This window comes from Xanthomonas theicola (genome assembly GCF_014236795.1).
Taxonomy (GTDB): Bacteria; Pseudomonadota; Gammaproteobacteria; order Xanthomonadales; family Xanthomonadaceae; genus Xanthomonas_A; species Xanthomonas_A theicola.
The window spans coordinates 3,710,038-3,730,249 of sequence record NZ_CP049017.1; the positions used below are offsets into that span (position 1 = coordinate 3,710,038).

General features: G+C 72.0%; 16 protein-coding genes and 1 pseudogene. 8 read left to right on the top strand and 9 right to left on the bottom strand.

From position 1 onward, the window contains the following. Positions 1-285 precede the first annotated feature (285 nt). From G4Q83_RS17285 to G4Q83_RS17295, 3 genes are read right to left on the bottom strand one after another with little or no spacing between them, the layout of a single operon-like run. Positions 286-504 carry a hypothetical protein gene (locus tag G4Q83_RS17285; protein ID WP_128419084.1) on the bottom strand — a complete coding sequence of 73 codons (219 nt, stop codon included), beginning with the start codon at positions 502-504 and terminating at the stop codon, positions 286-288. Next, positions 485-934 (bottom strand): type II 3-dehydroquinate dehydratase, encoded by a 450-nt coding sequence (locus G4Q83_RS17290; RefSeq protein WP_128419083.1) that lies wholly within the window; start codon positions 932-934, stop codon positions 485-487. The genes G4Q83_RS17285 and G4Q83_RS17290 overlap by 20 nt, the downstream gene beginning before the upstream one ends. A gap of 10 nt (positions 935-944) precedes the next feature. Further along, positions 945-1,367, bottom strand: coding sequence for a hypothetical protein (locus tag G4Q83_RS17295; protein WP_128419082.1), 423 nt, complete (start codon positions 1,365-1,367; stop codon positions 945-947). 273 nt (positions 1,368-1,640) lie between these two features. On the opposite strand from G4Q83_RS17295, the gene G4Q83_RS17300 reads away from it, so the two are divergent. Continuing rightward, complete coding sequence (locus tag G4Q83_RS17300) at positions 1,641-3,233, top strand: APC family permease (protein WP_128419081.1); 1,593 nt, start codon at positions 1,641-1,643, stop codon at positions 3,231-3,233. Positions 3,234-3,247: 14 nt separating this feature from the next. Here the strand turns inward: G4Q83_RS17300 and G4Q83_RS17305 are convergent, their stop codons facing one another. Together G4Q83_RS17305 and G4Q83_RS17310 are read right to left on the bottom strand one after the other, a co-directional pair. Further along, complete coding sequence (locus G4Q83_RS17305; RefSeq protein ID WP_246432146.1) at positions 3,248-3,781, bottom strand: hypothetical protein; 534 nt, start codon at positions 3,779-3,781, stop codon at positions 3,248-3,250. Beyond that, entirely contained in the window at positions 3,775-5,427 is a 1,653-nt protein-coding gene (locus G4Q83_RS17310; RefSeq protein ID WP_386273591.1) for a M28 family metallopeptidase, read from the bottom strand. Before G4Q83_RS17310 ends, G4Q83_RS17305 begins: the two co-directional genes overlap by 7 nt. A gap of 247 nt (positions 5,428-5,674) precedes the next feature. Here G4Q83_RS17310 and G4Q83_RS17315 point away from each other — a divergent pair, with 247 nt between their 5' ends. The 4 genes from G4Q83_RS17315 to G4Q83_RS17330 all read left to right on the top strand — a co-directional run bounded on the left by G4Q83_RS17315 (position 5,675) and on the right by G4Q83_RS17330 (position 13,559). Beyond that, a complete protein-coding gene (locus G4Q83_RS17315) occupies positions 5,675-7,087 on the top strand; it encodes a cellulase family glycosylhydrolase (RefSeq protein WP_128419079.1) in 1,413 nt (470 codons plus the stop codon). A 139-nt stretch (positions 7,088-7,226) separates the two neighbouring features. Beyond that, entirely contained in the window at positions 7,227-10,121 is a 2,895-nt protein-coding gene (locus G4Q83_RS17320; RefSeq protein ID WP_128419078.1) for a M16 family metallopeptidase, read from the top strand. 992 nt (positions 10,122-11,113) lie between these two features. Further along, a complete protein-coding gene (gene treA / locus G4Q83_RS17325) occupies positions 11,114-12,811 on the top strand; it encodes an alpha,alpha-trehalase TreA (RefSeq protein ID WP_128419077.1) in 1,698 nt (565 codons plus the stop codon). A gap of 52 nt (positions 12,812-12,863) precedes the next feature. After that, positions 12,864-13,559, top strand: coding sequence for an AIM24 family protein (locus G4Q83_RS17330; protein WP_128419076.1), 696 nt, complete (start codon positions 12,864-12,866; stop codon positions 13,557-13,559). A gap of 190 nt (positions 13,560-13,749) precedes the next feature. Here the strand turns inward: G4Q83_RS17330 and G4Q83_RS17335 are convergent. Next, positions 13,750-14,523 (bottom strand): annotated as a pseudogene (locus G4Q83_RS17335) (lytic transglycosylase domain-containing protein). 181 nt (positions 14,524-14,704) lie between these two features. Continuing rightward, positions 14,705-15,691: a hypothetical protein gene (locus G4Q83_RS17340; protein WP_246432147.1), complete on the bottom strand. Its 987-nt coding sequence runs from the start codon at positions 15,689-15,691 to the stop codon at positions 14,705-14,707. A gap of 273 nt (positions 15,692-15,964) precedes the next feature. Here G4Q83_RS17340 and G4Q83_RS17345 point away from each other — a divergent pair, with 273 nt between their 5' ends. Further along, entirely contained in the window at positions 15,965-16,750 is a 786-nt protein-coding gene (locus G4Q83_RS17345) for a transporter substrate-binding domain-containing protein (RefSeq protein WP_128419075.1), read from the top strand. A gap of 25 nt (positions 16,751-16,775) precedes the next feature. Here G4Q83_RS17345 and G4Q83_RS17350 read toward each other — a convergent pair whose 3' ends face one another. Continuing rightward, positions 16,776-18,701, bottom strand: coding sequence for an asparagine synthase-related protein (locus G4Q83_RS17350; RefSeq protein ID WP_128419074.1), 1,926 nt, complete (start codon positions 18,699-18,701; stop codon positions 16,776-16,778). A gap of 18 nt (positions 18,702-18,719) precedes the next feature. After that, the gene (locus G4Q83_RS17355) at positions 18,720-18,872 is read right to left on the bottom strand and encodes a hypothetical protein (protein WP_170069125.1); all 153 of its coding nucleotides are present in this window, start codon (positions 18,870-18,872) and stop codon (positions 18,720-18,722) included. A gap of 19 nt (positions 18,873-18,891) precedes the next feature. Between G4Q83_RS17355 and G4Q83_RS17360 the strand changes: the two genes are divergently transcribed. Together G4Q83_RS17360 and G4Q83_RS17365 are read left to right on the top strand one after the other, a co-directional pair. Beyond that, complete coding sequence (locus G4Q83_RS17360) at positions 18,892-19,887, top strand: class I SAM-dependent methyltransferase (RefSeq protein WP_246432148.1); 996 nt, start codon at positions 18,892-18,894, stop codon at positions 19,885-19,887. 30 nt (positions 19,888-19,917) lie between these two features. Further along, the gene (locus tag G4Q83_RS17365) at positions 19,918-20,199 is read left to right on the top strand and encodes a PqqD family protein (RefSeq protein ID WP_128419073.1); all 282 of its coding nucleotides are present in this window, start codon (positions 19,918-19,920) and stop codon (positions 20,197-20,199) included. The last annotated feature ends 13 nt before the right edge of the window (positions 20,200-20,212 follow it).

Below are 20,212 nucleotides of genomic sequence, written 5' to 3' on the forward strand. Positions count from 1 at the left end.
GGCGACAGCCCGGGCGCCGCGCCGGCCAGCGCCGCCGCCGGACGCGGCGGCATTGGCTGCTGCGCTGGCCGCGGCGCGACCGGGAGCGCCCGCTAGCCTAGCAAACACCCGCCCGCACCGGTTGCGCCACGCCGCCGCGCCGCCGCCGTCCTGCCTCTGCGAAGCGGGCCGCGCCGGCATGGCTGGGTTAAGCTTTTCCCGAGTCCCGAGTCCCGAGTCCCGAGTCCCGAGTCCCGAGTCCCGCTGCCTCTGCGAAGCAGGCCGCGCCCGCATGGCTGGCCCCTGCTACAGGCGGCTGACGCTGCGGATCCGGATGTCGTCGCTGTCCACGCCGTGCCGCTGCGCCGCCTGCATGCGCAGTTGCCGCAGCAACGACTGCGGATCCAGCGGCAGGTCTTCGTCCCAGCTGTGCGCCAGCGTGCCCCAGGCCACGCGCTGGCCGTAGCTGTAGGCGTCGTAGTCGGCCAGGTAGTGGCGCGCGCGCTCAGGTGCCGACGTGGACATCGCCTTCGTAGCCGTTGCAGCCCAGGTGTTCCAGCGCGATCGACAGCGCCAGCGCATAGCTCTGCGCGCAGTAGCCGCCGACCTGTCCCACGCGCTGCCGCGAAACCGCGCACAGGCAGGGTTCGCGCTGGTCGCAGGCATCGTCGTGCACTTCCACGTACGGCCGGTCCAGGTGTGCGACCGCAGCGGCGGTGGCGGCGCTGTCCGAGCAGGCGCCCGGATCCAGCAGCAGCATCTCCACGCGCGCCGCGTCGACCTGCGCCAGCGCCAGCAGCAGTTCGGCCTCACTGGCGCAGCCGCGCACCGCCAGGGTCTTGCCGGCGCGGCCGGCGTGCGCGAGCAATTGAGCCATCACCCGCGGCGCGATGCGCGCGGGGCGGCCGCGATGGCCGGCCACGCAGTCCGGGCCGCGGAGCAACAGGATCGACATGGCGGCGCCCTCAGCCGGCCGCCGCCGCAGGCGCGCCCAGGCGGCGCGCGGCCACCCCCAGCGCGATCGCGTAGCCGTCGGCGAGCGCGCCGTTGGCGATCACCGTCAGCAGCGGTGCGTGACGCGGATGCAGCAGTGGCTCCAGCGCCTGCGCGCTGGCGTCGTGCACCTCGATGTAGGGGTGGCCCAGGGCGTCGAGCGCCTCGCGCAGCTGCGCGCCCTGCTCGGCCAGGTCCGCGGCCGGCAGCTCGCCGGAATCCAGCAGCACCAGTTCGGTCTCGTCGTGCGCGCCCTGCTGCAGCCGCGCCACGATCTGCGCCGCATCGGCGCAGGCCACCGGCACCACGCGGGCGCCGGACGCGCCGGCCAGCCGCCGGGCCACGGCAATGGCCGGCGCACCGCGGTGCGGACCTTGGATCAACAGAATCGACATGGAACACATCCAACGGAAAGGACGCCGCAGACTCTAGGCGTGGGGTGCGTAAGCGCGCTATTCGTTGAGGTGCCTGCGGCGTAAAGCTTGCGTAAGCGTTGCGGGACTCGGGACCGGGGACTCGGGACTCGAAGAAAGGAAGGTCGGTAAAGCGTCAGGTCGCGCCGCTGCGCTTTTCCGAGTCCCCAGTCCCCATTCCCGAACCGTGCGACAGCCGCCCGCTTCTGCGATCATTGCCGGTTTCCCGCTGCCGTCGCCGTCAGGAACGATGCCATGACCCAAACCGCCCTGCGCCGCGATGTCGGCCCGTTCGCCCTGATGCTGACCGGCCTGGGCTCGATCATCGGCTCCGGCTGGCTGTTCGGCGCCTGGCGCGCCGCCGGGCTGGCCGGCCCGGGGGCGATCTGGGCGTGGCTGCTGGGCGCGGCGATCGTCACCACCATCGCCCTGGCCTATGCCGAACTGGGCGCGATGTTCCCCGAGTCCGGCGGCATGGTCCGCTACAGCCACTACTCGCACGGTTCGCTGGTCGGCTTCATCGCCGGCTGGGCCAACTGGATCGCGATCGTGTCGGTGATCCCGATCGAAGCCGAGGCCTCGGTGCAGTACATGGCCTCCTGGCCGTGGCGATGGGCGCAGGATCTGTACGTGCAGCAGCCCGGCGGCGGCGGCGAACTGTCGGTGCCCGGCCTGTCCATCGCCGCGGTGCTGGTGCTGGTGTATTTCCTGCTGAACTTCTGGAGCGTGAAGCTGTTCGCCCGCTCCAACAGCCTGATCACCGTGTTCAAGCTGGTGGTGCCGGCGCTGACCGGCATCGCGCTGGTCGCCAGCGGCTTCCACAGCGAGAACTTCAGCGTCGGCCTGCACGGCGGCGCGCATACGCTCGATTTCGCCGCGGTGCTGACCGCGGTGGCCACCGCCGGCATCGTGTTCAGCTTCAACGGTTTCCAGAGCCCGGTGAACCTAGCCGGCGAGGCGCGCGATCCGGGGCGCAGCATTCCGTTCGCGGTGCTCGGTTCGATCGCGCTGGCCACGGTGATCTACCTGATCCTGCAGGTGGCCTACATCGGCGCGGTGCCGCCGGAGCTGCTGGCCAAGGCCGGCTGGCACGGCATCGATTTCCGCTCGCCGTTCGCGCAGCTGGCGATCATCGTCAACCTGCACTGGCTGGCGATGCTGCTGTACGTGGACGCCTTCGTCAGCCCCAGCGGCACCGGCATCACCTACACCGCCACCACCGCGCGGATGATCTACGGCATGGAGCGCAACGGCACCCTGCCGGCGGTGCTGGGCAAGCTGCATCCGCACTGGGGCGTGCCGCGCCCGGCGATGTTCTTCAACCTGGCGGTGTCCTACCTGTTCCTGTTCTTCTTCCGCGGCTGGGGCACGCTGGCGGCGGTGATCTCGGTGGCCACGATCATCTCCTACCTGACCGGCCCGATCAGCGCGATGGCGCTGCGCCGCCACGCGCCGGAGACGCACCGCCCGCTGCGCATCGTCGGCCTGCCGGTGCTGGCCGCCGTCGCCTTCGTGCTGGCCACCGAGCTGCTGTACTGGGCGCGCTGGCCGCTGACCGGCGAGGTCATCGTGCTGATGCTGGTGGCGCTGCCGGTGTACGCCTACTACCAGCACCGCCAGGGCTGGCAGGATGTCGGCCGGCACCTGCGCGGCGCCAGCTGGCTGATCGCCTACCTGCCGACCATCGCGCTGCTGTCGTGGGCCGGCAGCACCACCTTCGGCGGGCATGGCTACCTGTCCTACGGACCGGACCTGGTCGTCGTCGCCGTGGTCGCGCTGGGCTTCTATTTCTGGGGCGTGCGCGCCGGCTGGCGCACGCCGTCGCTGCAGCAGGCCAGCGCCGGCTGAGGCGCCGCGCCGGCTCAGCCGCCGCGCAACGCCTGCAGCAGGCGCGAGACCAGGAGGCTGCCGACGAAGCCGGCCAGCGCGCACAAGGCCAGCGCAATGGCGACCTGGTGGGCCGGTGCCGGCACCCTGCTCAGCAGGGCGATGGCCGCGCCGACGCAGACCGCCGACAGCAGCGCGGCGGCAAGGCCCAGGCGCAGATGCGCGCGCCAGCCGCGCAGGCGCGGCCAGCAGCGCGCGGCCAGCAGGCCGGTCAGCAACGCCGGTAGCGCGCCGAACGCATAGGAAAACAGCGCCATCATCAGCGCCAGCAGCAGGGCGTTGACGGAGAGGCCGTCCCCGGACCACACGATGGCCACCGGCACGCCGACCACCAGCGTGCCCAGCGGCGGGCCAGCGATCGGAAACGCCAGCACCACCCCGCTGTAGACCAGCCAGCGCGGCAACGGATCGACGGCCTGGTCCGGCGCAAGCCCGGCGAGGCGGTCCCGCTCTCCGGCCGGGACCGCCCGCGGCTCGGCCGCAGGCACCGACACCTGGGGGTTCACCACGCCGGGGCGTCGGACTGCCGCTGCGCCGCGCTGGCGTCGCGGGTGGCGCGAAACTCCGAATCGCCGCTCCAGTTCGGCCATTGCGGCGAGTTGGCCAGCTCCGCGCCCAGCGTGTACAGCACCTGCAGGTCGCGCGCGGCGCCGGCGAAGGTCCAGCTCTGCAGCCATTCGTCGCCGGGCTGGTGGTAGCGCTTGGCCGTGTAGTCGTCGGCGGCCGCCTTGCCGGCCTTGATCCCGCCGTCCACCCAGTCCTGCCCAGCCGAGAACGACAGCGCCGGCACGCCACGCTTGGCGAAGGAGAAGTGGTCGGAACGGAAGAAATAGCCGGCCTCCGGCTTCGGGTCCGGCGTGTAGCGCAGGTCCCAGCGCTTGGCGAGCGTCTTCAGGTCCTCGAGCAGGTCCAGTTTGGCGGTGCCGTAGATGCCGAAATCGCGCGACGGGCCGAACGGGTTCATGCCGTCCATGTTGATCACCGCCACCGTGCGCGCCAGCGGATACAGCGGCTTGGACGCGTAGTACTCCGAGCCGAGCAGGCCCTTCTCCTCGGCGGTGACCGCCAGGAACACCACCGAGCGCTGCGGCGCCGGCCCCTTGGCGAACACCCGGCCCAGTTCCAGCAGCGCGGCGGTGCCGCTGGCGTTGTCCAGCGCGCCGTTGAAGATGCGGTCGCCGTTGGCGCCCGCCGCGCCGGCGCCGATGTGATCCCAGTGCGCGGTGTAAATCACGCTGTCGTCTGGATGCGTGCTGCCGGGCAGCCGCGCGACCACGTTGTGCGAGGTGATGACCTGCGACTTCACCGCATAGTCGGCGTACAGCCGTTCGCCCTTCAGCTCCACCGGCTTGAACTGGCGCGTTTGCGCCTGCTTCTTCAATGCCTCGAAATCCAGCCCGGCGCGCTTGAACAGATCCACCGCCAGAGCGCGCTGGATCCAGCCTTCCAGCGCCGGATGCGCGGCCTTGGGAGCGTCGCGGACCACGTCGAACATGCTGCTGGTGTTGGAGCTGGCGACCGTGACCCAGCCGTAGGAGGCCGGTGCGCTCTCGTGCACGATCAGCACGCCGGCCGCGCCCTGGCGCGCGCCCTGTTCGTACTTGTAGGTCCAGCGGCCGTAGTAGGTCATGCCCTTGCCGTCGAACGCACCCTTGCCGGTCTCGAAGTCCGGGTCGTTGATCAGCACCACCGCGATCTTGCCCGTCAGGTCCACGCCCTTGAAGTCGTCCCAGTCGCGCTCCGGCGCCTTCACCCCGTAGCCGACGAACACCAGCGGCGCGCCGTCGATGGCGACCTGCGCACTGCCGTCGAGCGCGGCGCGCAGCGCGATCTGCCGGCCCTGGATCAGCGCCCGGCGCTGGCCGCCGGCCGCGATCGCCACCTGCGGGGTGCCGACGATGTCGGCGCGGCGCAGCGGCACCGCCTGCGTCCACAGGCGCTTGCCGTCGCGCAGGTCGCCGCCGGGTTGCAAGCCCGCGGCCTGGAACTGCGCACTCAGGTAGGCCACGGTCTTGTTCTCGCCCGGCGTGGCCGGCGCGCGGCCTTCGTAGGCGTCGGACGCCAGCGTCTTGACGTCGGCGGAAATGCGCTGCGTGTCGAAGTGCGGCGCGGCCGGCGCCGCCATCGCACCGCTCGATACCGCCAACGCCAGCATGCTCACGATCGGTCGCCTCACGCTTGCCCCTCGGTTGATGTGCCGCCTGCGAGTGTAGCGGGCGCGGCGCCGGCATGCCACGCGTGCCGGGCGCCGCGCAGCACCCGTAGACAATGCGTCCTTCTGCGCCGCCAGTCACGACGCCGGCCACGACCGCTCTCGATGATGGCGGCCCTGCGCAGCACGGGCGCTCGCAATCTTGGCCGATCCCGCCTGGACCGGCCGCTTTCGGAGAACAACAGAACCAATGTCGCCATCGACCAAATCCCGCATCACCCGTTGCCTGCTGGCCGCAGCACTGCTGGCCGCCAGCGGGTCGGCCTGGAGCTACGCCATCGCCGGCGGCAAGGTGGTCGACGACAAAGGCAACGCGGTGCAGCTGCGCGGCGTCAACTGGTTCGGCTTCGAGACCAACGAGCACGTCGTGCATGGCCTGTGGACGCGCAACTGGAAGGAGATGATCGCGCAGATGCAGCACCTGGGTTTCAATGCGGTGCGCCTGCCATTCTGCCCGCAGACCCTGCATGGCGCCGCGCCGGGCAGCATCGACTATGCGCGCAACCCGGACCTGCGGGGCCTGACCGCGCTGCAGGTGCTGGACAAGGTGATCGGCGAACTCAGCGGCCGCGGCATGTACGTGCTGCTCGACCACCACACCCCGGACTGCAACGCGATCTCCGAGCTGTGGTACACCCCGTCCTACAGCGAGCGGCAATGGCTCGAGGACCTGCGCCTGGTGGCCAAGCGCTACGCCGGCGTGGCGGGGGTGATCGGGCTGGACCTGAAGAACGAGCCGCACGGCGCCGCCACCTGGGGCGCCGGCAACATCGCCACCGACTGGAACAAGGCGGCCGAACGCGTCTCGGCGGCGGTGTTGGCGGTGGCGCCGAAATGGCTGATCGTGGTCGAAGGCATCGGCGAGAATCCGGCCTGCTCCAGCAGCGGCGGCCACTTCTGGGGCGGCAACCTGGAACCGCTGGCCTGCACCCCGCTCGCCATTCCGGCCAACCGCCTGCTGCTGGCACCGCACGTGTACGGACCGGACACGTACATGCAGTCCTACTTCGGCGCCGGCAATTTCCCGGCCAACATGCCGGCGATCTGGGAGCGGCATTTCGGCCAGTTCGTGCAGTCCGGCCACGCGCTGCTGCTGGGCGAGTTCGGCGGCAAGTACGGCCGGGGCAACGCGCTGGACGTGGCCTGGCACAACGCGCTGGTCGACTACCTGATCGGCAAGGGCATCCACAGCGGGTTCTACTGGTCGTGGAACCCGGACAGCGGCGACACCGGCGGCATCCTCAACGACGACTGGACCTCGGTGCGGACCGACAAAATCGCCCTGCTGAACAGGCTATGGGGCAGTTCCGGCCGCACCGCGCCAACGCCCACTCCCACGCCGGCCCCGGGCGCCAGCTTCCACAGCAAGACCCTGGTCGACAGCGACTGGAACGCCGGCTACTGCCACCGCGTGCAGGTGACCAACGACGGCGCCGCGGCCGCCGACTGGTCGGTGTCGCTGTCGATCAGCGGCACCGTCGCCTCCCTGTGGAACGCCAGCTGGAGCCAGTCCGGCACCACCCTCACCGCCGCCGGCGTCGGCTCCAGCAAGACCCTGGCGCCCGGCGCCACGACCGAGTTCGGCTTCTGCGCCGCGCGCTGACCCCGCCGCGTCCGCCGGCCGCCGAGCGGCAGCGGCCGGCGGCGCTGCGCGGCAGCGCGCCACCGCCATGCCATCAGTCACGTTCCGGGTCCAGCGCGCGCCCTCTATGCTGGTCCATTCTCCTCGTCAGGCCAGGCCCATGCCCCGACCGTTGTCGCTGTTGATCTCCAGCATTCTCACCCTCGGCGTCGGCGCCGCGACCGCCCCGGCCATGGCCGCGCCGCCGGCACTGGCCGCCAAGGCCACCGTCCCGGAGATCGCCTACACCCGCTTCACCCTGCGCAACGGCCTGACCGTGGTGGTGCACGAGGACCACAAGGCGCCGGTGGTGGCGGTGAGCATCTGGTACCACATCGGCTCCGGCGACGAGCCGGCCGGCAAGACCGGCTTCGCCCACCTGTTCGAACACCTGATGTTCTCCGGCTCGGAGAACCACAAGGGCAGCTATTTCCAGCCGTTCGAGAAGGTCGGCGCCACCGACATGAACGGCACCACCTGGTTCGACCGCACCAACTATTTCGAGACCGTGCCGACCACCGCCCTGGACATGGCGCTGTGGATGGAGTCCGACCGCATGGGCCACCTGCTCGGCGCGATCGGGCAGAAGGAACTGGACACCCAGCGCGGCGTGGTGCAGAACGAGAAGCGCCAGGGCGAGAACCGTCCGTACGGCCGCGTGGACCAGAACATCCTGGCCAACCTCTTCCCGGCCAACCATCCCTACCAGCACGACACCATCGGCTCGATGGAAGACCTCGACGCGGCCTCGCTGGACGACGTCAAGCAGTGGTTCCACGACAATTACGGCGCCGCCAACACCACCCTGGTGCTGGCCGGCGACATCACCGTGGCCCAGGCGAAGGCCAAGGCCGAGCAGTACTTCGGCGACATCCCCGCCGGCAGGCCAGTGCCGCGCCAGCAGCCGTGGATCACCCCGCTGGCCAAGCAGCGCCGCGGCGTGCAGCACGACCACGTCGCGCAGCCGCGCATCTACCGCACCTGGGTGGCGCCGCAGCTGGGCACCGACGATGCGGTGCTGCTGGACCTGGCCACCACCGTGCTCGGCGGCGGCAAGACCAGCCGCCTGTACCAGCGCCTGGTCTACCGCGACAGGCTGGTCGACGACGTCTCCGCCTCGCTGCAGCCGTTCGCGCTGGCCAGCCAGCTGCAGATCAGCGCCGACGTGAAGGACGGCGTGGACCCGGCCAAGGTCGAGGCCGCCATCGCCGACGAACTGCGCACATTCCTCGCCGAAGGCCCGACCGCCGACGAACTGCAGCGCGCGCAGGTCGCCTCCCGCGCCGGCTTCGTGCGCGGCCTGGAGAAGGTCGGCGGTTTCAGCGGCAAGGCCGCGATCCTGGCCGAGGGTCAGGTCTACCGCAACGATCCGGGCGCCTATAAGCACGACCTGCAACGCGCCCAGGCCGCCACCGCGGCCAGCGTGCGCAAGGCCGCCGCCACCTGGTTCGGCAAGGGCGACTACCTGCTGACCGTGCTGCCGGCCACCGCGGGCTTCGACGCGGCGGCCGAGGACAAGGCGGTCAAGCCGCTGCCGGCGGCCGACGGCAAGCCCGCGCCCAAGCTGCCGGCCAAGGCCAGCTACAGCGTCGGCAAGCACCAGCTCGACCGCGCCGCCGGCGTGCCGGAGACCAGCGCGTTCCCGAGCCTGCGCTTCCCGCCGCTGCAGCGCGGCAAGCTCAAGAACGGCATCGAGGTGGTGCTGGCCGAGCGCCACACCATCCCGGTGACCCAGGTCGAACTGCTGTTCGACGCCGGCTATGCGGTCGACCAGGGCGGCAAGCTCGGCACCGCCAACTTCACCGCCGCGCTGATGAACGAGAGCACCCGCAGCCTGGATTCGGTGGAAGTGGCGCAGCGGCGCCAGCGCCTGGGCGCGATCACCAGCGTGGCGTGCGAGCTGGACAGCTGCGCCGCCTCGCTCGACGCGCTCAACGACCAACTGGCGCCGTCGCTGGCGCTATTTGCCGACATCGTGCGCAACCCGGCGTTCAAGGCCGAGGACATCGAGCGCATCCGCGGCCAGTGGCTGGCCTCCATCGCGCAGGAGAAGACCCAACCGCAGGGCCTGGCGCTGCGCACCCTGCCGCCGCTGCTGTATGGCCCGCGGCACCCCTACGGCGTGCCGCTCACCGGCAGCGGCACCGAGGCGGCGATCGAGAGCCTGTCCGCCAGCGACCTGAGCGCGTTCCAGGACGCCTGGCTGCGCCCGGACAACCTGCGCATCCTGGTCGCCGGCGACACCACCCTGGCGCAGATCATCCCGCAGCTGGACGCGGCGTTCGGCGACTGGCAGCCGCCGGCCGCCCGCCGCCCGAGCAAGACGCTGCCGCAGGTCGCCGCGCAACCGGAGCCGCGCGTGTTCCTGATCCACCGCAGCGACGCGCCGCAGTCGCTGATCCTGGCCGGCCTGCTGGCGCCCTCGACCAAAGCGCCGAACAACCTGGCCATCGGCGTGGCCAACGGCGCCTTCGGCGGCACCTTCACCTCGCGGCTGAACATGAACCTGCGCGAGGACAAGCGCTGGGCCTATGGCGCCAACAGCTTCATGCTGGACGCGCAGGGCCAGCGCCCGTTCCTGTTCTTCGCCCCGGTGCAGACCGACAAGACCGCCGAGTCGGCGGCCGAGATCCTGAAGGAAGCCAAGGCCGTGGTCGGCGACAAACCACTGACCGCCGACGAGATCGGCAAGATCAAGAACCAGCGCATCCGCGCCCTGCCGGGCAGCTTCGAGACCACCGGCGCGGTACTGGGCGCGCTCGAGGGCATCGTGCAGTACGGGCGTCCGGACGACTACGTGCAGACCCTGAAGGCGCGCCTGGAAGGGATCGACCAGCGCGCCGCGGAAGCGGCGATCAAGGAGATCGTCGTACCGCAGGCGATGACCTGGGTCATCGTCGGCGACCTCAAGCAGATCGAGGCGCCGGTGCGCGCGCTGAAGCTGGGCGAGGTGCAGGTGCTGGACAGCGACGGCCGGCCGGTCAAGGCGGGCGCCAAGGACGCCGGCAGGCAGTGAGACGGCCCGCGCATGGCCGGGAGTTCCCGGCCATGCGCGGCGCCGGCCGGCAGCCGCGGGGTCGTCTGCGGTGCGCGCGCCGACGTCCCGGTTCCGCGACGCGATATGCGAGCGCGGCGGCACGCGACCCGGCCCGCTTGCTTCTCGTTGCGGTGCGCACCCGGCGAGCGGACCGGGCAGCGCCTTCGCGGCACTTGGCCGCGGCGCTTGCTATCCCGGGACCCCGTCCCCGCCGCCTGCTCCGATACCGACCGTTTCGCCGCGCAACGCCGCCCCCGGCCCCTCATCCGCGTCGGCGCGCCGGCTGGTCGATCGCCGGCACGCAGCGCACGCTGGTCGGCGACGGCGCCAGCCAGCTGGCGCGCTATGCCATCCGCTTCGACGCGGTCGAGATCGATTCCCGTTCTGCCGCGCGCATCGTCCCGCCGGCTACCGGCACAACGCTGGGCCGACAGCGTGCCGGCGGACTTCCGCTTGGCGGCCGAGCCGCCGCGCACGATCGCCCACGACACACGCCTGTACCGCGTCGCGCCGCTGCTGCAGGCGTTCCTCGGCGACGTGGACCCGCTCGGCGACAGGCGGAACTGCCTGACCGCGCCGCGACCCGCCGGCACCACCGGCCGGCGGCGCGGCCCGCGCTCGCCGGCATCCCGCACCATCCCCGGTCGCGCAGGTCCCGCGCCGCGCATGGCACGGCCGCCCGCCGCCCCGGCTGTGCGGGCGGCCGCCGGGCCCGCACAGCCAGACCCCGCCGCCGCACCGGCGGCCCCAGTCTTGCATCGCTCCCGGCAGCTCCCGGCAACGCTGGTTCAAGCCCGCCGGCGCCCGGCCGATATGGCGGTCAGATCGGCTGCCGGCGCCGTGCCTCGGCCCGGACCGCTGCGTGTTCCCCCTCCTTCGCCCGCGTGCGGCCGGCGGCGGCCACAGCCGCCGGTCACCCGCCTCCTCCTGGGTCGTTTACCATGCCGCACGCATCCTGCTCTGGACCCGACATGAGCCATGCCGCACCTCCCTGCTGCACGCCGTTGCTGAGCTTGTCGCTGGGCCTGCTGTTGGTCAGTTGCGACCCTGCCTCGGCGCAAGCCGCGCCGACCGCGATGCAGACTACGCCTGCGCCCGCGCCGCCGACCCCGGACCTGGCCTACCCGGAACTGTTCCAGGCGGTGCAGCAGCAGGAACTGTTCGACGACCAGAAGCATTTCGTCGACGCGCTGCCGCTGCGCGACCCGGCGCTGATCAACGCCGACTACCTGGCCCAGCGCCAGCAGCCGGGCTTCGACCTGCGCCGCTTCGTCGCCGCCAACTTCGAGGAATCCGGCCCGGTGCAGACCGAGGCGATCCGCCAGGACACCGACCTGCGCGAGCACATCGACGCGCTGTGGCCGCTGCTGGTGCGGCGCCAGGTGGACGTGCCGGCGCACAGCAGCCTGCTGTCGCTGCCGCACCCCTACGTGGTCCCGGGCGGGCGCTTCCGCGAGGTCTACTACTGGGATTCCTACTTCACCATGCTCGGTCTGGTCGAGAGCGGCGAGACCGAACGCAGCCGGCAGATGCTGGACAACTTCGCCTACCTGATCGACACCTACGGGCACATCCCCAACGGCAACCGCAGCTATTACCTGAGCCGCTCGCAGCCGCCGTTCTTCTCGCACATGGTGCAGTTGCAGGCCAGGGTGGAAGGCGACGCCGCCTACGCGCGCTACCTGCCGCAGTTGCAGAAGGAACACGCGTACTGGATGGAAGGCGCGCAGTCGCTGGCGCCCGGCCAGGCCCATGCGCACGCGGTGCGGCTGGCCGACGGCAGCCTGCTCAACCGCTACTGGGACGCGCGCGACACGCCGCGCCCGGAAGCCTGGCTGCACGACGTGCGCACCGCCGCCCAAGCCAAGGACCGCCCGGCCGCCGAGGTCTACCGCGACCTGCGCGCCGGCGCCGAAAGCGGCTGGGACTATTCCAGCCGCTGGCTCGGCGACCGCAGGACGCTGGCCACGATCCGCACCACCGCCATCGTCCCGGTCGACCTCAACAGCCTGCTCTACCACCTCGAGACCACCCTGGCCGTGGCCTGCGCCAAGAACCCCGGCACCGCCGGCTGCGACACCGACTACGCGGCGCTGGCCGGCGCGCGCAAGCGCGCGATCGACAAGCACCTGTGGAGCGAGGCCGGCTACTACGCCGACTACGACTGGCAGCAACGCCGGCTGCGCGACCAGATCACCGCCGCGGCGCTGTATCCGCTGTTCGTCGGCGTGGCTTCGCCGGCGCGCGCCCGGCGCAGCGCCGCCACCGTGCAGGCGCAGTTGCTGCGCCCCGGCGGCCTGGCCAGCACCCGGCTGCACACCGGCCAGCAGTGGGACGAGCCCAACGGCTGGGCGCCGCTGCAGTGGATCGCGGTGAACGGACTGCGCCGCTACGGCCAGGACGCGCTGGCGCAACGCATCGGCAGCCGCTTCCTGGCGCGGGTGCAGGCGCTGTTCGCGCAGCAGCACAAGCTGGTGGAGAAGTACGGCATGGACGCGCAGGCCAGCGGCGGCGGCGGCGGCGAATACGCGCTGCAGGACGGCTTCGGCTGGACCAACGGCGTGACCCTGTTGCTGCTGGACCTGTACGCCGCGCCAGCCGCGCCGGCACCGGCCGCCGCGGCCGCGCACCGGCACCGGCACCGGCAGCCGGAGCCGGCCACGCCCTGACGCGGCGGGCGACCGGTATGCTGCGATCCTTGCCCGCACCCAAGGACCGAGGATGAGCATCCCTACCCTGGCGGACTTCCTGTCCGCCTCGCGCGAGAAGGACGCCTGCGCCGACGCGTTCGAACTGGAAAGCCCGCACCTGCTGGAAGTACGCCTGGACGGCCTGGTCTGGGCCAAGGCCGGGACCATGGTGGCGCGCAAGGGCGCGGTCAAGTTCACCCGCCAGGGACTGATCGAACAGGGCCTGGGCAACCTGCTGAAGAAGGCGGTCAGCGGCGAAGGCATGCAACTGATGAAGGTCCAAGGCCAGGGCCGCGTGTACCTGGCCGACGCCGGCAAGAAGATCACCCTGCTGCGCCTGGCCGGCGAATCGATCTTCGTCAACGGCAACGACGTACTCGCCACCGAAGCCGGCATCGACAGCCGGATCGCCATGATGCGCAGGGTCGCCGGCATGCTTTCCGGCGGCCTGTTCAACGTGCGCCTGAGCGGCCACGGCATCGTCGCCATCACCTCGCACTACGAACCGCTGACGCTGCCGGTCAACGGGCACAGCGGCCCGGTGTTCACCGACCCCAACGCCACCGTGGCCTGGTCCGGCGGGCTGACCCCGAAGATCGTCGCCGACCTCAGCCTGGGCACGCTGCTGGGGCGCGGCTCCGGCGAGAGCATCCAACTGCGCTTCGCCGGCGAGGGCTGGGTGGTGGTGCAACCGTACGAGGAAGTGGCGCTGCAGGCCAGGCGCTGAACGCGGCCGCCATGGCCGGCGCCGGCGGTCCGGGCCGGCCCGCGCACCGGCCGCGCGCCCATCAGCGGGCCGAAGCCGTGCTGGGCCAGCCGTCGCGCGCGGTCGGCGTGGCCGACAGCGAACGTGCTTCTCGCGCCCCGGCCCCGCGCGCGACGGGCGTAGCGCTGCGCGCTGCCGGCGCGCGGGCACGCTACTGCGCCGGGGTCTGCGCGCCGATGCCCATCGCCGCGCGATGGCGCTGGTACGGCGCCATCGCCTTGTCGATGTACTCGCAGGTCTGCGCATACGGCGGCACGCCGCGGTGCGCGCCACGGTGCCGATGCCCGCGTTGTACGCGGCGGCGGCGAGGAGGCGGTCGCCCCGGCAGCGGCGCAGCAGCGACTGCATGTCGCGCGCGCCGCCGGCGATCGACCGGCCGGCGGCGAACGGGTCGGCCACGCCATACTCCTTCGCCGCTTTCCTGCATCAGCTGCATCACCCCTTTGCGCGCCCTTCGGCGACGCCGCTGCGGCATCCAAGCCGCTTTCGGCGTGCGTGATCGCGCGCAGCCACGCATCGTCGACGCCGGTGGCGCGCGCGGCGGCGCGGAACTGCCCGGCATGCACGTTAAACCGTGCTGCGCCGACCTTGCCCAGGCCCAGATGCGCGATCTCGCCTGGCGGTGGGACGGCGGTGAAGCGCAGGTACCGGCGCGCCCGGCAGGTTGCGCGTGGAGTACACACCAGCCGCCCGTCCTGCTCGCGCTCGTACAGCATGCCGCTGAACGCGCCCATGTTGCCCCACAGGTTGGGCGTGCCGATCGCGGCATCGCCGAGTTGCTTCGGCGTGCAGCACGCGCCCGGCTCCGGCGCGGCGCCAGGCTGGCCGTAGCGTCGCGCACGCAGCGGTACAACGTGCGCGCCGGCGCGCCGGCGGCGACGCAGCACCACGACAGCAGGCTCGGCGGCGTCCGGGAAAAGGGCATCGGGCAGCGACCGCGCGGGGCGAGGCAAGACGCGGATGATCGCGCACCGCGCGTCGGCGCGGGTGAGGACACGCGGCGCTCGTTCTGACGCACGCATTGTGGGAGGCTTCAGCCGCGACAGGGAGACGAAAGTTCCTGTCGCGGCTGAAGCCGCCTACAAAAGAACCGCAGAGAGAAACCCCTACGGCGCGCAGGCCGCCAACGTCTGGTCCGCGTACCACAGCGCGCGCCGCGCCAGGTCGTAGGCGCTGTCGGCCTCGCGCGGCAGCAGTTGCTGCGCCAGGATCGGATCGGCGCCCTTGGCCATGGCCCTTTCCACCCGCTGCAGCGCGTCCAGGTGCACCAGCACCGGCGCCAACAGGCGCTCGCGCTGCGGCCACGGGCAGGCCGCACGGCGCCGCTCCAGGTCGCCCACGGCCTGGCGGATGCGGCGACTGGCCTCGCCCTGCAGCCCGGGCGCCTTCTCGAAGGCGATCGGCGCGGCCTTGTAAGCGTCGCCGGTGGCCTGGCTGCCCAAGTCGCTCGGGCGCTCGTGCAACGCCGGGTTGAAGCGCACGTCCGGCGGCGGCCGCGCCACCGCCGGCTGGTGCGCGCGCTTGGACAGCAGCTTCTTCATCGCATTGCCGATGCCCTGGACCGCCACATCGCCCAGGGTCCCGTCGCTGGCCCAATCCTTGTCGAAGCGGGTGGACCGGTAGTCGATCGGGTTCGGGCGCTCGAGCAAGCGCTTGGCCTTGGCCAGGTCGCGCGGGTTGGTGGTGCCGGGCGCGGTGCCTTGCGCTTCGGCGAATGGGTCCACCGCCACGCCGTCCGGCAGCCGCGCATGGCCGTCGCGGCCGTAGAGGGTGGCCGCCAGCGACTCTGTGCCTGCGGGTGCTGTGGGTGCAGGCGCGGCGCTGGCGGCGCGCGGCGCTGGCGGCGACCGCGGCGCGGCAGGCGCGCGCCGTGGCGCCTGCGGCGCGGCCTGGGCCACGGGCGCCGACGGCCGCGGCGCCGCGGCCGCCGCCACGGGGCGCGGCACGAACGCCAATCGCAGCGCAGCGTGCGCGGGCGTCGGCGACGACGACGGCGCGATCCACAGCAGCCGGCCCAGCACCAGCAGGATCAGCGCTGTCGTGGCCGCCGCACCCAGGCGCAGCAGCCGCTCTTCCGCAAGCGCAGACGTCACGACGATCGGGATTGCATGGCGAGGCAGGCGTCCACCACAAGATTGTCTCCGGACCGGAGAAGGGCGCCGTGAGTTCCGGTGTCGGCGCGTGGCGCGCGGCGGCATGCGGCCATGGCCCGGCAACGGCCGCCGCGCAGCGTAGGCAACGCCTTGCCGCGCCTGGCGCTGCGCCATGCCGCACGGAAACCGGCTAAGGTGGCCGGCCTAGGCGCAGGGACAGCCGGCGTACAGCTGGCGCGCGCCGCACCGACGACGCCCCCTGTGGAGCATTCCATGATCCGATGCCTGGCCGCCTGCCTGCTGAGTGCCGCCGCTGCGCTACCGGCGCCCGCCGCCGCGTCGCAGCTGGACGCCGTCGTGCAGCGCGGCACGCTGCGCGTGTGCACCACCGGCGACTACGCCCCCTACAGCCGCCTGCGCGCGGATGGCGGCTACGAAGGCATCGACATCGCCCTGGCGCAATCGCTCGCGGCCAGCCTGGAGGCGACGGTGCAGTGGGTGCCCACGCGGTGGCCGACGCTGCTGCCGGACCTGTTGGCCGATCGCTGCGACATCGCGGTCGGCGGCATCTCGATATCGCTGCCGCGGCAACGCCAGGCCTGGTTCAGCGCCGTGCTCGAGGTCGACGGCAAGATCCCGCTGGTGCGCTGCGCCGACCGCGACCGCTACCGCGACGTCGCCCGGATCAATCGCGCCGACGTGCGGGTGATCGAACCGCGCGGCGGTACCAACGAAGCCTTCGCGCGGCGCGAACTGCCGCTGGCGCGGCTGACCGTGCTCGACGACAACGCCGCGATCTTCGGCGAACTGCTGGAGGGCCGCGCCGACGTGATGATCACCGACGCATCGGAAGCGCGCTTCCAGCAGCGCCGCAGGCCCGGCCTGTGCGCGGTGGACCCGCCGCGGCCGCTGCAGTACGGCGAGAAAGCGTTCCTGCTGCCGCGCGGGGACATCGCCTGGAAGGCCTACGTGGACCAGTGGCTGCACCTGAGCAAGGCCAGCGGCGAGTACGCGCGGACCGTGGCGGCGTGGCTGGGAGACGACGCGCCCGCCGAGTGAGGCGCGGCCGCGCCGCGGCGGCGGATCAATCGCCGCCGCGCTCGCGCCAGGCCAGAAAGCCGCCCATCTGCAACGCGTGGGCCAGTGTCTGCAGGTACTCGTCGCGCCTGGGTTCGGCGGCCGCGGCATCCGCCGGCCAGCGATCGAGCAGGCCCTGCAGGCGCGGCAGATCGAGGATGCGGCTGGCCAGCGGCGAAGCGCGCAACTGCGCCAGTTGCCGCTGCATGACGCCACGCTGGGTGCACAGGCGCGCGAACCAGTCGCCATGCTGCACGCCGACCGCGCGATTGTCGAAGATCTCCTGCGGCGCGCCGCGCGCCGCCAGCATCCTGCGCGGCAACGAGCGACTGACGCCCTCGCGCAGGAACTGGTCCAGCGGCAGCGCGCCGAAGAACTCGATCACGCGCCGGTCTCCCAGCGGCATGCGCATGTCCACCCCGGACATGCCACGCAGCACGCCCCAGGCATCCATCGCCGCGACATTGCCAAGCAGCCACTCGCGCAGGACCGCCAGCGAGCGGTGGCGCCCGCCCAGGCGCATCCGGTAGCGGTCATGGTCGAGCGTCTCGCGCAGATTCAGCTGCCGCGCCAGCCGCGGGTTGAGCGCGGCGGCGCGCGCCCAGACGTCGCGTGGCAACCGGTGCCAGCGGCGCAACACCGCCATCGGCGCATGCGGGCGCAGCAGATGGCGCTGCACCGCCTTGCGCAGGCCCAGCCCTTGGCTATCGGCCAGGGCGCGCGTCTGCGCCAGCAACTCCCGCCATTGCCGCTCGCGCAACAGTTGCGGCAGCAGCGTCAGGCCGTCGTAGCTGAAGACCGCATTGCCCAGTTCACCGCCGATCAGGACCCGGCCGCCACGCGCCTCCAGGAACCGGTAGAGCGGAAAGAACCAGGCCATGTTCAGCGGCGCGCGCGCTGGCTGCGCGCTTTCGCGCCACCACCGTTCGGCGTCGTGCTCGCCCCAGTCGCCGCCGTCGTCGCCGACCTGGTGCCAATCGATTCCCGGATGCGTGGCGGACAGCAGGCGCGCGCGCGCGGACTCGTCGTAGTAATGGGTCGCGCTGTCCGGCGCGGTGGCCGCCTGCGGCACCCGGGTCAGCGCCAGCAGCGGCGCGGGTGCGCGTTGCCGCGCCGCGGACAGCACCACCGAGCCGCTGTCCAGACCGCCGGTCAGGCAGGCGGCCACCGGCCCCTCGGCACGCAACGCGTCGGCCACGGCACGGTCCAGGACCTCGGCGGCGGCCGCTTCGACCTGCGCATCGCTGCGCAGGCGCAACGCACCGGCCTGCGGCGGCGACCACCAGCGCGTCAGGTGGGTGTGTTCGGGCGTCATCACCATGACATGGGCCATCGGCACCCGATCGATGGCGCGGTACGCGGTCCGCGCCGACCGCGTGCGGTCCATCAGCAACTGGTCGGCCAGTGCCTGCTCGTCCAATTCCAGCGGGATCCCGGGCAGGACCAGCAAGGCGCGCAAGCGGGTCGCGAAGGCGATCAGGCGCGGCCCGCGGTGCACGAACAGCGAGCGCAGGCCCAACGGGTCGCGCGCCAGCAACAACCGGCGCCGGTCGGGCCGGTACAACGCCAACGCGTAGGAACCGTACAGGCGCTGCAGCGCCGTAGTGTCCCAGCGCTGCAGCGCCTCCAGCACCAGCGCGCCGTCGGGTGCTGAAGCGGGCGCCGGCGCGCCCAGCGCCGCGGCCAGTTCATGGCGCGCGGCCAGGACCACGTCCGCCGCCAGCACCGCGCCGGACGCGCCGACGCATGGCATCGCCTCGTGCCGGTCCTGGGCGGTGAACCGGTGCTGGCGATGGACGATCGCGATCGCGCCGTCCTGCCATACCCGCGCCGGGCCGATACCGCGCCCGTGCAGCGCCTGGCCCAGTCGGTGCAGATCCGCCGGCGCGACCGGCGCGCCGTCCAGGCGCCAGACGCCGGCGAAGTCGCTCACGCTGGCGGGTGCCGCCGCTCAGGAGCCAGTGGTCGGTCCCGCGCCATCGTTGCCGAGGGTCGCATTGTTGGCGGTTTCTTCGATCGCCAGGAACGACACCACCGGTGTCGACCAGGGCTTGCGCCCGTCCTGGAGAGACGGCTCGGGCGATACGGGACGGTTCTCGTACATTGCGAAATCTCCTGTGCCAATGCCAAACGCGGCGCCTGGGCGGCCGGCTTCCGGTTCTGTCTGCGCGCCCGGCGGCACCTGTCGCCGGCACACGCGATGCGCTGCCCGGACAGGCTATCACCGCGCGCCGCGCGCCCTTCGCGCGTTTATCATCTGCGTTTCCTGCGCCGCTTTCCAGTGGGCCGCGATCCGGCCCGACTGCCACTTGACCCCAGGTTGCCCGTTACACACCGCACGTTCGATGACCCTGCCACGCCTCCGCCGGCCGCGGCTGCTGTCGCTCTCCGCAGCCAGACTGCTTTATCGCGCACTGCGCAGCCGCGAGGGCCGTGCCTACGCGTGGCTGCACCTCACCTCGCCGCTCCCGCTGTTTCAGGACTATGGCACCACCGCCATGGACCGCTATCCGGCCTTGTTCGGCTTCGTCCAGGCGGCGCTGGGCGCGGATCGGGACGCGCAGCTGCTCTCGTTCGGCTGTGCCAGCGGCGAAGAGGTGTTCAGCCTGCGCGCCTATTTTCGGAATGCGACGATCACCGGCCTGGATATTCATCCAGGGCATATCGCCACTTGTCGGAGGCAGCTGCGTGCCAGGCCCGATCCGAAATTGCACTTTCGCGTCGCCGGCAGCACTTCGGGCGAGGCCGACGCCGCCTACGATGCCATCTTCTGCATGGCGGTGCTGCGTCGCGGCGAACTGGCGGCGCACCGCGGCGACCGCTGCGACCATCTGATCCAGTTCCAGGACGTCGATGCGCAATTGACGGACTTCGCGCGCTGCCTGCGCCCGGGCGGACTGCTGGTGTTGCGCCATGCCCACTTCCGGCTGCGCGATACCGGAGCGGCACGCTGGTTCGAGACGGCATTGTGCATGCCGCTGCCGGAGCGTGCGGACACCCCGCTGTTCGGCCCGGACAACGTCCGCCTGCGCGTGCCGGCCGACGAGCAGGTGGTGTTCCGGCGCCGCGCGCACCCATTGGGCCAGGGCGTGCTTTCCAGCGGAACGCTTCCCAGGTAAGGTCGCGATTTCCTCCCTCAGATCCCGCGAATGAGCATCGAGCCGAACGCCGTGATCGCGCAGACGCCTGGCTGCCTGGCCGCCGAGATGGGCGAGGAGCTGGTGATCATGAGCGTCGAGCGCGGCCTGTATTTCTCGCTGGACCCGGTCGGCAGGGACGTCTGGTCGCGCCTCGCCTCGCCCTGCACCTTCGCCGCCCTGTGCGATCGCCTGAGCGCCGACTACGCAGGGCCGAGGGCGGCCATCGCCACCGACGTGGCGGCGCTGCTGGAGACGCTGCGCGGCGCCGGCGCGGTCGAGATCCGCGCCTGAGCCGCACGCCGGC